This window comes from Candidatus Jettenia sp. AMX1 (genome assembly GCF_030263775.1).
Classification (GTDB): domain Bacteria; phylum Planctomycetota; class Brocadiia; order Brocadiales; family Brocadiaceae; genus Jettenia; species Jettenia caeni.
Map to the genome: position 1 here is coordinate 23,221 of NZ_SZPP01000035.1, position 11,636 is coordinate 34,856.

Below are 11,636 nucleotides of genomic sequence, written 5' to 3' on the forward strand. Positions count from 1 at the left end.
TCACTGAACGTGGAATCAACTACTTGAGATGTTTGGCATAAGAAAAAATAGATTCGTGCTTATCCTGCTGCGCAAATCCGTGTCCGTATTCCTTTCTATTTGTCAGAATGATATCCTGTGTAGTTCCCCTTCTTGTCATAAAATCTGGTCTTCCCTGACTTATCGGTGGTTGAATATCCGGTATAAGAACTATTCCTGTCATAATATTTTGTGGTAGATCTGTTTGGGTCGGTGATGGAGTATCCTGTATAATTTTCCTTACTATTGTAGTATTTCGTTTTACTATCCTCTGAGTGGGAGTGGCCCGTATAGTTGCTATTTCGGTCGTAATATTTTGTAGTTGAGTCGTCCGGTCTCTTTTTAGAATACCCAGTGTAGTTACTATCCCTGTCGAAGTGTCGTTTTATGGAGGAATCGCCAAAGACTACGCTTGAGAAAATACAACATATACCGCAGGCGAGTATTAAATTCTTAAAGATAGTGTTCATGGTTTTTCTCCTTTTATTTAATCATTTTTATGGTTAAGGAAGACAGGAATTCAGGCATTTTCCTGTCTTTCCTGCTCTCTTTAGATATAAGGAATTGCCGTATTTTACAGTCTTCAATTTTAAAAGATTTGCACCTTTTAATCCATTTGTATTCCTGGCAAGAGCCCACCTAATGTAGTAATCCAATTTCCCAATACCTTTTCCCTGAAGCATTTTATCAAAGCAGCTTATCTAGCGGCACCCAACCAGTCGGATGGGGAAATTGGCTTTTGTTGAAACCTTCTGCGGCAGGTGGATACCCTTTTCGTGCAATAAAGTCAGTTTGATAGACATTTAGTAAAAATAGAGCGTCCTTTGGAGAGAGTACCCAAACATTTTTCTCATCAACTATATAGATCACCATTATATCTACTACCTCGACTTGCCTTCTTTTCAGCCATATGCCATTCCTCGATGCCAGCCCCTTCACCTCTACTCGCACTTCCCGGCCGGACTTGTATGCCAGCAAATCGCCATATTTGTAGTTGCGGGGACGGCGTATCACTTTATAGCCACGTGCTTCGATTTGTTCCTCTACTCTGGAAAGGGCTACTTCCTCTGCACCCATAAGGTACTCCCTTCTAAAATTCCAACTATCTACTTTTTTGATGTTTTATGTTCGCTACGGTTCTATAGATGGCCATACGCCCACAACACCTTATCAATTTTTCGTGGTGTCCAAAAAGATGTTCGAAACCATTCATTGTTCTCAGTAGACTTTCTTCTCATGATATTAATAAGCATAATGCCATTTGGGGGGCTAATACTAAAGGATTTACCATGAGGTTTCTTGCTTTCATTAATTCTTTTAGCTAATTCCTTTAATTGTGGCTGTTCAAATAATCCATTGACATTTGCTAATGCCAATATCAGAAATTCATCGACCGTGCCAAAATATTCTGGGTACATGAGTGTCAGAAGGCCAGAAGCGCCTGCAATACCAAGCCCTTTAATGGATTTTGCAAGCTTAAGCCCTTTTCTAACATCATTCTTATCAAAAGAAAGCAGGCGTTCCTTGATTTGATATAAATCAGCTAAACTATTTTTCTCCAAACTATTCCGAGTCGTAGCAAGCCGATTCGGTACTGTATATTTCCATGGAAAGTATTTATCGTATAGGAAAGAGTACCATTCTTCCGGAATAAAATTGTGAATCATCGTGAGATCTAGTGGGTCGAGCCTGGCAACCGTACTGCTCTTGATGTATGATGCTTATCTAAAGCGCAACTCAACTTGATTCAGATTTACTATGCCACAAAGAGTTAATGTTACTTATTAGCTAATCTCCTTTAACCTTACCTAACTTTTAAATTGGACTTTCCATTACATATTTATTTCAGATTAATTACAAAGTTATATGTTTATAACCTATCATACACAATTCTAATATTTTTGTTTCAAAAGGGTAATCAGGATGCAAAGATATCGCATTATATTTTTTAATCACATCAGTAAGGATTTTGATGGCATTCTCTTTCTCATTAAACTCTTGCCAAGCTAATTTTAACTTTCTCCATAGATCCTCATAATTGAATACATTTGTCGCCTCATTGTCTATTATTAAAAAGACACGTGGTAAGAGAAAATGCCCAAGTTTACTAGCAAATACAGGTGATTTAGTATTCTTAATATCACGCATTAATCGAAATAATTCTTTAATATCTTCCCATGAAACGTCTCTAATAGTGGGTTCTCGATTATTGTTGATATGTATTTGCTTATAAATCTCATTAATTCTTAAAAGCCTCTCTGACCCTCTTTCAAAAATTTCTTTCTTGGTATTTGGTGGTCTTTGTGAACGTATTGCCTTCCATTCCCATAATTTGTCAACCGTTTCCTTCCACCAAGATAAATTCAATTCTTTAGGTCTCCTTTAATATAAACTGGAATAGAAAGAGTTAAGGAAGTCTTTATCCCAATTTGCGTTTTTTGAAAGCCACCAATTAATTCCTCTTTGAAGCAAATTTATATCCACTATTTGCATTTTATTCTCTCCTTAAATTAAAATTATGCCTACAAAAACTATAATTTGTTCCAATTTGAAATTTACTAAATCTATGTCCATAATGCCTTTTTTGTTTCTGCTATTAAGTCTTTTAGTTTTCTTGAAGAATCTTCTAACGCTTTTTTAATCTCATATAACTCTGATATGTCTTCATTTAACCTCAATTTTATTGTATTAAAAAAATCATCATCAATATTTTTTGTGGTCCGCAATTTTTCTTTTATCTTTTCGAGTATTTTCAGCCTGTGCTCAGACGCAGGGACCCTTTCAAACTGACCATCAAGTATATTAATAGCAGTCTTAAAATCTTCTATAAGGCAATTCAAACCAGCCATAACACTGCTATCAAGAAAGCTTATATTGCCTTCGATTTCGTCGCAATAATCATCTATAATAGACGAGTTATCATCACTATCGTAAATTTCTTCACAATGGTGCATACTTCGTATAAAACTATGATCGCTTATTTTACCCAATGCTTGGGCAGTAGAAATTAGTACCAACAAAGATATAAAAGTTTCTCTACCAGCATTGAGCATAAATCTAACAAAATTTAGATGTCGCATGAAGTCAAGTGGATATAAAGAAACCGCTCCTTTCCCTTTAACCTTTTTGCGTTCTTTTGGCATGGGTAGTTGGTCTCTTTGAATGTATTGCTTGATAGTGGTTGGCTTTAACAGCCACCCCTTTTTATTTATTTCGTTTTGTATATCTTCATTAAATAGCCCTCTCTGCCCTTTGTATTTCTCCTCAATTGCATTAAGTTCCTCTGTAGAAAAACCCAGTGCAGCATTTTTGCCTACTGCTAATTTATATATATCTAATTCTGTTAAACTATTAATTAACATTGCTCTATCACGTGAATCTACTTTTGGTATAACATCAAGTGTTAATTTTGTTGTTCTTTTTTGTTTTTCCATAAAAACCTCAATTTACAAATAAAATATTTATTCAAATTTTTTACCTTCTAAAAAACATTCATTTACCAATACAAAGAAGGCTATACTTCTTATAACACATCTGTGAAATACTCAGTAATCTGTCTGCTCTGAATTTTATCTGGAATTTCTTGTTTGCTTTCACAAGGTTCATTTAATTCTTTAAACATTAAATATGTTCCTAAACCAGAATTAAAACATATGTTAAGAATTTTAGGAATAATCTCATCCATACTTAAATTTTCCCAATCATTTCTTATTTTCGAACTTCCAACAACCTCTAAAAATAATTCTCCTATTTTAAGTAAACACTCCTGACAAATTCTTATTCCTCCTAATGGAACTGAAGTAATTGAAGATCTTTCTTTACACCTGTAGCATTCACCATAATAAGTAAATTCCATTAAATCTTTCCTTTCATGCTAAAATTTTAAAAAGCTTTCTACATTAATGCTTGTAGTGTTTTTTTTTATCTCTTTTCAATCTATAAGCAGTAAGCAGCATAGAACCGCTTCCATCTAGTATTATCTTTGTACCTGTAAACTTTTCAATTTTATTGGCTATTTTTCTCAATATCTGAGTATATGCCTGAGTGGTTCTTCGGTCTAAAATGCCTTGTTGGCTTTTTTTTATGTATTTTATTGGGACTGTCTCTTCAATAATTTTGATCACTGTTGTGTCAAGGCCTCTTTGTTGAATCCGTTTGTAAGCATAATTCTTGATTTTCATTGTGACTCCTTTCAAAAGCCTACAATAATATACATAGTATAATTTTTATTATTCTAAGGATATTATATTATATTACGTTGTATATATAAATCAAGCAAAAATCCCAATTTTATTTTTAATTTTATTTAAATGCCAGTGCTAGAATATGTTAAAAATAAATTATTAAATTAATTTGTAAAAAGTGTATATTTCCAAAATTCCATATTTTTTATTTGAATCACAGATTGGACTAATCTACATAAGGCAGAAAGGCATTAACTGTTCATTTTGAATTTACTTTTAAATGATGTATTTCGAATTTTGGGTTTCTGGTTTGAAATGATAAAACGAGAAAGAAACTCTAAAATAGTGTCTTAGTTGCTCTGTATGAGGAAACAAAAAGACTTTTCTTTACGACTTATTCAGGTTAAGGAATATATGGATACATGTAAAGACGAAACTCCTTTCGCAATACCGGAGAAACCCTTTCTTGCATTTCAAAACAAAAGGTATAGGGATAAAGGAATATAGAGAATTTGTGGAGGCAGGTATAAAGAAAGAAAATAACTCCTTTGAAGAAGTAGAATCTGGTATAATTCCTGGCAGTGAAAAATTTAAGACAACGACTAAGAAATCTAATGAGAAGAACATAGAAATTGAAAGATACTTTAAAATAAATGGGTCAACTGTAAGTAAGGCGTTAAAGAGGGTAGAGACTGAAATAAAAAGAGATGTAAATTTTCAAAAAGAGGTTGAATCATTAAAGGAAAATTTGGTTATTAAATATTGACCCATGGCTCTTGAAAGGAGATAAAATAATGACAACTATAGATTGGAGAAAGTACATACATTCGAATCCAGAAGTTTTGCTGGGAAAGCCTGTTGTTAGAGGAACGCGACTGTCAGTGGAATTTATTTTGGGACTTTTTGCCGAGGGATGGACAGAACTACAGGTCATTGAAAACTATCCAACGCTAACAAGAGAACATATACGTGCCGTTTTTGTTTTTGCGACCGAATGTATGCGTGAAGAATCTTTCTGTGCGATTCCTACAGAAATACGAATAACGTAAACGGGTCAGCATATGTTTATCGGGTTATTTACCCACACGAAAATTGAGTTGGCTTAAAGCAATAGTAGTGAACCTTTATCCTTTGCCGTATCATAATAGGTTTTGTCTGCAGTTACCATAGTTCCTTTATTCTTTATAGCTACAGCATGGTATATGGTATCGTAAAAGGTAACTCCTCTACATTCTCTCATCAATGAAAATGCAATGTTGGCAACGTCTTTTGTAATTTTTACTTCCTTAAATTTATATTCAAGCAGAATTTCCAGTATCTTTTCAGCATCTTTTGGCCTTTTTATACCCAAAACGTTGCCAACCTCGTAAAGCCAAAGAGATGGAACGATAAACTCGTGCTCTTGTTCTACCCATCCCTTGAGAAGCATCGTTGCGGTATCGCGGTTGCTTTCTTTATCTTCCAGCACCCATTTTAGGATTACAGAGGCATCTGGCACAAGTATTTTCACGTTTTACGATTCCTGTCCTGCTTCAAAAGCTTAACTATTTCTTTTTGTGAAACCTTTGGACCTTTAGATTTTAATAATGCAAGCTTTTCTGTAACCGTTTTTCGCCTTATTCTGAGTAGTTCCTTCCGTAATGCCTCATTAATTATCTTACTTTTCTGTCCCGCTGGCACTAATTCGTCGAGCTCTTTACGAATATCCTCTTCTACAAAAAAATTCAATTTTTTTAGTAAGCCCATCTATTACCTCCACATAAGATGTATAATTTATACTTATATAGTATATGTACAAATTAGTAATGTCAAGGGGCAGTCTGGAGAAATACAACATAAATAAATCAAAAAGTATAGTCAAAAAAATATATTTTTTGAAAAGTTTTTGTAGAATCCCTTGATTTTAAGCCCGATTCTGACACTTAAATCTGACATTCAAGAGGTTTTCACGGGTATTGAGAGATGTTGATTAATTTTTGAAATTGGTAGCTATTCAGCGAAAATATTTCAAAATTTGTTTGACAGGGAATTTGGGATAAAGAGGCATTGGGAATAGATTGTGGTATATAAGGCCTGTAAAGGCGGTTAACACAGTCTATGTGAGGCGATAGCAAAGCTATGGATGGACTGATGTCAGCAAGAGAAATTCGTGCCTTTGTCGTGCCTTATAGCGTCAAAAAAATGGATGAAAAAGCCTGTGATATAATAGCTGCAGGAGATAAATGAGTGGCTCATTATACAGGTGGATTCATTGACGATAGACAATAGAGACATAGAGGTAACGCTCCAAAAAGTAGAGAAGCTTCTTTCTGAAGAGAAAGGGCTCTCGCCAGCCATGAGGTCCATGGTAGAGTATTGGTATTACTGATAACGCTGCTGGTTGGTCGTTTAAATCGTAACAGTCGCAACAGCAGTAAGCCGCCCTCAAGCGATCCGAACCGACGGAGAGAAAGTAAGGCGAAAGGTGAGAGGAAGGCGGGAGGACAAAAGGGTCGTGAGGGGGTGACGCTGGAAAGGGTTGAGAACCCTGATAAAGTGGAAGTGATAAAAGTAGACCGGAGGAAGTTGCCGCGTGGGGAATATAAGGAGGTGGGTTATGAAGCGCGTCAGGTGTTTGATATGAAGATTTCAAGGGAGGTAACAGAGTATCGTGCAGAGATAGTTGAGGACACGAACGGGAACCGATTTGTTGCGCCCTTTCCTGAAGGAGTAACAAAGGCGGCACAGTATGGGGCGGATTTGAAGGCGCATGCAGTATATATGTCACAGTATCAATTGATACCCTATAAAAGAATCCAGGAGTATTTTGAAGAGCAGATGGCGATACCGGTGAGTTAAGGTTTCCTTTACAACTTTAATCAGGAAGCCTACGAATACCTGGGAACTTTCGAGGTGAAAAGCAAGGCAGAACTGGCCAAGTCAGATGTGTTGCATGTGGATGAAACGAGTATTAACAAGAATGGGGACAGATATTGGTTGCATAGCGCATCCAATAGCAGGTGGACATACTTTTTCCCTCATCAAAAGCGTGGGACAGAGGCGATGGATAGTATAGGGATATTGCCCCAATTTCTGGGGATTCTTTGTCATGACCTTTGAAGTCGTATTACACATATCCCTGTACGCACGTGCTCTGTAATGCGCACCACATGAGAGAATTAGAGGGGGTGTGGGAAGAGGACAATAAGCAGAAATGGACGAAAGAGATGAAAGCCTTGCTTGAAGAGATAAATCGTGTAACAAACGATGCCGGGGGAGTGTTGGGAGCTGGTGAGTCTGAAAAATACCGGCAAAGATACCGGGCAATATTGCAAAACGCAGAAGCAGAAAGCCCTCCCCCTGATGAAACAAACCGTAAGGGGAAAAGGGGGCGGCTGAGAAGGACAAAAGCCAGGAATCTTCTGGAACGATTACGAGAGTATGAGGATGATGTCCTGAGGTTTATGGACAATAAAAACGTTTCCTTCACGAATAATTTGGCTGAAAACGATATCCGGATGACAAAGGTTCAGCAGAAAATATCGGGCTGTTTCCGTTCATTGGAGGGAGCCAGGATGTTCTGCCGTATTCGCAGTTATCTCTCGACCTGTCGAAAACAAGAGGTAAATTTAAGTCAGGCATTAAGGATGCTGTTTCACGGCGAATTGCCCGATTTTGTTCGCTCATAGCGATTGTGACCGAAAATACGCTGAATAGTTACTGAAATTGTATGATTACTTATAAACGATCAGCAGGTCTCTTGCCTCAACACAGTCTCTTTTCTTAACCAACACCTGTCCAATCTCACCATCGTGTTCAGCGTAAACGGTTGCTTCCATTTTCATGGCCTCCATGATGAGAAGCGGGTCATTTTTAGCAACTTTATCACCGGCTGCCACTTTTATCGTGACAATCATGCCTGGCATGGGAGCACCGACGTGTTTGGTGTTTCCTTCTTCTGTCTGGGGACGTTTGGTTACTGAAGCTGCCGCTTTTCGATTGGCAATAACTACTTCACGCGGTTGACCATTAAGCTCAAAGAAGACGGTACAATTTCCTTCTACATTTGACGGGCTTATGGCTACCAGTTTGAAAATCAGGGTCTTTCCTTCCTCGATGTCAATAGCAACCTCTTCATTCATGGGCAGACCATAGAAAAATACATCCGTGGGAATGACAGACACGTCATCGTATTTCTTTCTGTGCTCAGCGTACTGAATGAAGACATCCGGATACATCAGATAGGACATGAGTTCTTCGTTGGTGATGGGCCTGGAGATCCGGCCCTCAACTTCTTCTTTAATCTCGTCAAGATTGACAGGCGGCAGATTAGCGCCGGGTCTTTCCGTAAAAGCAGGCGCCCCGCGCAAAATTCTGTATTGTACCTCTTTTGGGAAGCCTCCGGTTGGCTGACCGAGACGACCTTCAAAAAATTCTACCACAGAGGTGGGGAAAGAAATTTCCCTGTTATTTTTAACGATATCCTGGGCATTGAGGTCATTTGTCACCAGAAAAAGTGTCAGATCTCCAACAACCTTCGAGGATGGAGTAACTTTCACAATATCTCCAAAAAGCTGGTTGACATCCGCATAAACATCAGTGATTTCATGCCACCGGTGCGCCAACCCCATCGAGTGTGCCTGCTGGAAAAGATTGGTAAACTGGCCACCGGGTATCTCATGGTGGTACACCTCGGCAGTGCTTGATTTTTGAATAGATTCAAATGGCGCATAATACTCCCTGACCACTTCCCAATAGTCCGAGAGCAATCCCAGTGCCTTGAAGTCCATACCCGTGTCACGTTCATGAAAACGCATCATTTCCACCAGGGTATTCAGATTGGGTTGAGATGTCAGGCCGGCAAGAGGCCCCATTGCGACGTCAACAATATCTACACCGGCTTCTGCAGCCTTGATAAGGGTGGCAATCTGACCACCTGATGTATCATGAGTATGAAGATGTATGGGGATCTTTAGCTCGGACTTCAGGGCACGAACAAGTTCATAGGCAGCATAAGGCTTCAAGAGGCCAGCCATATCTTTAATTGCAAGGATATGGGCGCCATGTCCTTCCAGCTCTTTTGCCATTTTTACGTAATAGTCGAGCGTGTATTTTGTCCGTTTTGGGTCCAGAATATCCCCGGTATAACATAGAGCAGCTTCACAGAGGGCGTTGGTTTCTTCCAGAACGGCATCCATCGCTATTTTCATGTTCGTAACCCAGTTCAGCGAGTCGAAGACACGGAATATGTCCATACCGCTTTCCGCAGCCTGTTTGATAAATGCCTTAACGACATTATCGGGGTAGTTGGTATAACCAACACCATTCGAGGCCCTGAGCAGCATCTGGAAGAGTATATTGGGCGCTAGTCTGCGCATGAAGCGCAGGCGTTCCCAGGGACACTCCGAGAGGAATCTCATGGCAGTGTCAAAGGTTGCTCCACCCCACATTTCAAGAGAGAAGAAATCAGCATGGTTTCTCGAGTAGGCCTCAGTTATATTCAGCATATCTACTGTCCTCATACGGGTAGCCAGTAAAGACTGATGTGCATCGCGGAAGGTTGTATCCGTCAGCAATAATTTTTTCTCCCTGAGGATGTGCTGTGCAAATTTTTTCGGTCCCATTTCCAGAAGAAGGTCACGACCGCCTTTCGGTCTGGGGTTTTTACGATCAACAGCCGGAACCGGCGCTTTACGGCGGCATACAGACTTCGGTATTTCCTTAATAAGAGTATGGCCGTTGACCAGCATATCCCCCACAAAACGCATGATGAGGGTAGCGCGGTCCCTGCGGCGCGGAAAGTGAAAGAGGCTCGGATTTTCGTCAATGAAGCGCGTGGTGCATTTACCTGCCAGGAAATCTTTATGGTTAACCAGATTAATGAGAAACGGAATATTGGTTTTCACCCCACGAATCCGGAACTCATCCAATGCCCTGTCCATACGATGTGCTGTTTCTTCAAAACAGGTTCCAAACGCTGTAACTTTCACCAGCATAGAATCATAGTAAGGAGTTACGAGGGCGCCGGAGAAGGCAGTTCCGGCGTCAAGACGGATGCCCATGCCACCGGCAGAACGGTAATGCTGGATACGTCCGTAATCGGGAACAAACCCATTGGAGGGGTCCTCTGTGGTAATCCGGCACTGGAAGGCAATGCTATTGATATGAATTGCCTCCTGGTTCGGTATGCGGATTTCTGGTGAATTGAGGGGAAACCCTTCACTGATTAAGATTTGTCTCTTCACCAGATCAAAACCGGTGATAGTTTCGGTGACGGTATGTTCGACCTGAATTCTGGGATTTATTTCGATGAAATAATACTTATTGGTTTCTGTATCAAGAAGAAATTCTACGGTACCGGCGTTATCATAACTCACAGATTTACATATTTTTACGGCTGCATCACAGATGTTCTGTCTGATGTTTTTATCGAGATTCTGTGCCGGGGCGATCTCAACAACCTTCTGGTGGCGTCTTTGCAGGGAGCAGTCGCGCTCAAACAGGTGCACAATATTATGGTACTTGTCGCCAAGGATCTGTACCTCAATATGGCGCGCTTTTTCGACGTATTTTTCTACGAAACACTCATCAGAGCCAAAGGCTGTCAGGGATTCACGCTGTGCTTCGTTCAGACGATGGCTCAGCTCTAACTCACCGCGAACCACGCGCATACCGCGACCTCCACCCCCGTGGGCAGCCTTGATGATAACCGGATATCCCAGTTTATTGCAAAGGGACTTAGCCTCATCCAGACTTTTTATGGGATGGTTACATCCGGAAAGTATGGGAACCTGGGCTTTCTCAGCAATTATTCTGGCCGAGGTTTTATCTCCAAGCATGCTAAGAATTTCCGGGCGGGGACCGATGAAGGCAATACCTGCCTTTTCACAGGCACGGGCAAAGTTGGCATTTTCAGAGAGAAACCCATAGCCCGGATGTATGGCATCAACTTCCTTCTCTTTAGCCATTTGAATAATTCCTTCTATATCCAAGTAAGCTCTGACAGGCTCTTTGCCCTTACCAATCTGATACGCTTCATCAGCTTTAAATCTATGAAGCGCAAAGCGGTCTTCGTGGGAATATATTGCTACAGTTCTAATACCAAGTTCATGCGCTGCCCGGCAGACCCGTATCGCTATCTCACTACGGTTGGCAACGAGAAGCTTTTTAAATTTCCTGATTTCCATAAAAAACCTTTACATATAATTTACCGAAAAATTCATCGTATTTTGAAGATATCATGCGAGAACAATCTCTTTAAAATTGATATATTATATACTATTAATTATTGTATGCAATAGTCTTGAGGATTGTATAATTGTATCTTTGCACATTCTTATCCACATTTTTTCAGTGCTATAGTTGTGGAGCAACCGGCATGAAGTAATGGATTATTGTTATGGAAATCACCATTACTCCAATACTTCATATTAACTTCAGTCTCATGATAGAAGT

12 protein-coding genes and 1 pseudogene are annotated in these 11,636 nt (G+C 39.6%); 3 read left to right on the top strand and 10 right to left on the bottom strand.

Annotation, left to right across the window (positions count from 1 at the left end):
* Window positions 1-95: 95 nt before the first annotated feature.
* The 7 genes from FBQ94_RS11225 to FBQ94_RS11255 all read right to left on the bottom strand — a co-directional run bounded on the left by FBQ94_RS11225 (window position 96) and on the right by FBQ94_RS11255 (window position 4,199).
* Window positions 96-488, bottom strand: a complete 393-nt coding sequence (locus FBQ94_RS11225) for a hypothetical protein (RefSeq protein ID WP_285442134.1) — start codon at window positions 486-488, stop codon at window positions 96-98.
* A gap of 217 nt (window positions 489-705) precedes the next feature.
* Window positions 706-1,095, bottom strand: coding sequence for a hypothetical protein (locus FBQ94_RS11230; protein WP_007221508.1), 390 nt, complete (start codon window positions 1,093-1,095; stop codon window positions 706-708).
* Between the two features lie 62 nt (window positions 1,096-1,157).
* Window positions 1,158-1,685, bottom strand: coding sequence for a hypothetical protein (locus tag FBQ94_RS11235; RefSeq protein ID WP_051006171.1), 528 nt, complete (start codon window positions 1,683-1,685; stop codon window positions 1,158-1,160).
* 187 nt (window positions 1,686-1,872) lie between these two features.
* Window positions 1,873-2,385: a hypothetical protein gene (locus FBQ94_RS11240; RefSeq protein ID WP_007221510.1), complete on the bottom strand. Its 513-nt coding sequence runs from the start codon at window positions 2,383-2,385 to the stop codon at window positions 1,873-1,875.
* Window positions 2,386-2,582: 197 nt separating this feature from the next.
* The gene (locus FBQ94_RS11245) at window positions 2,583-3,452 is read right to left on the bottom strand and encodes a hypothetical protein (RefSeq protein ID WP_007221511.1); all 870 of its coding nucleotides are present in this window, start codon (window positions 3,450-3,452) and stop codon (window positions 2,583-2,585) included.
* Window positions 3,453-3,541: 89 nt separating this feature from the next.
* Window positions 3,542-3,874, bottom strand: coding sequence for a hypothetical protein (locus FBQ94_RS11250; protein ID WP_007221512.1), 333 nt, complete (start codon window positions 3,872-3,874; stop codon window positions 3,542-3,544).
* Between the two features lie 43 nt (window positions 3,875-3,917).
* Complete coding sequence (locus FBQ94_RS11255; protein ID WP_007221513.1) at window positions 3,918-4,199, bottom strand: hypothetical protein; 282 nt, start codon at window positions 4,197-4,199, stop codon at window positions 3,918-3,920.
* Window positions 4,200-4,668: 469 nt separating this feature from the next.
* Here FBQ94_RS11255 and FBQ94_RS11260 point away from each other — a divergent pair, with 469 nt between their 5' ends.
* Together FBQ94_RS11260 and FBQ94_RS11265 are read left to right on the top strand one after the other, a co-directional pair.
* The gene (locus FBQ94_RS11260; RefSeq protein ID WP_007221514.1) at window positions 4,669-4,968 is read left to right on the top strand and encodes a hypothetical protein; all 300 of its coding nucleotides are present in this window, start codon (window positions 4,669-4,671) and stop codon (window positions 4,966-4,968) included.
* Window positions 4,969-5,005: 37 nt separating this feature from the next.
* Window positions 5,006-5,251 (top strand): DUF433 domain-containing protein, encoded by a 246-nt coding sequence (locus tag FBQ94_RS11265; RefSeq protein ID WP_040544069.1) that lies wholly within the window; start codon window positions 5,006-5,008, stop codon window positions 5,249-5,251.
* Window positions 5,252-5,304: 53 nt separating this feature from the next.
* Here the strand turns inward: FBQ94_RS11265 and FBQ94_RS11270 are convergent, their stop codons facing one another.
* The gene (locus FBQ94_RS11270; RefSeq protein WP_007221515.1) at window positions 5,305-5,712 is read right to left on the bottom strand and encodes a type II toxin-antitoxin system VapC family toxin; all 408 of its coding nucleotides are present in this window, start codon (window positions 5,710-5,712) and stop codon (window positions 5,305-5,307) included.
* A complete protein-coding gene (locus tag FBQ94_RS11275; RefSeq protein WP_007221516.1) occupies window positions 5,709-5,948 on the bottom strand; it encodes a hypothetical protein in 240 nt (79 codons plus the stop codon). The genes FBQ94_RS11270 and FBQ94_RS11275 overlap by 4 nt, the downstream gene beginning before the upstream one ends.
* Before the next feature lie 505 nt (window positions 5,949-6,453).
* On the opposite strand from FBQ94_RS11275, the pseudogene tnpC reads away from it, so the two are divergent.
* Window positions 6,454-7,870, top strand: a pseudogene (tnpC, locus tag FBQ94_RS11280) (IS66 family transposase).
* Between the two features lie 45 nt (window positions 7,871-7,915).
* On the opposite strand, the gene FBQ94_RS11285 reads toward tnpC, so the two are convergent.
* Complete coding sequence (locus tag FBQ94_RS11285; protein WP_285442136.1) at window positions 7,916-11,368, bottom strand: pyruvate carboxylase; 3,453 nt, start codon at window positions 11,366-11,368, stop codon at window positions 7,916-7,918.
* Window positions 11,369-11,636 lie beyond the last annotated feature (268 nt).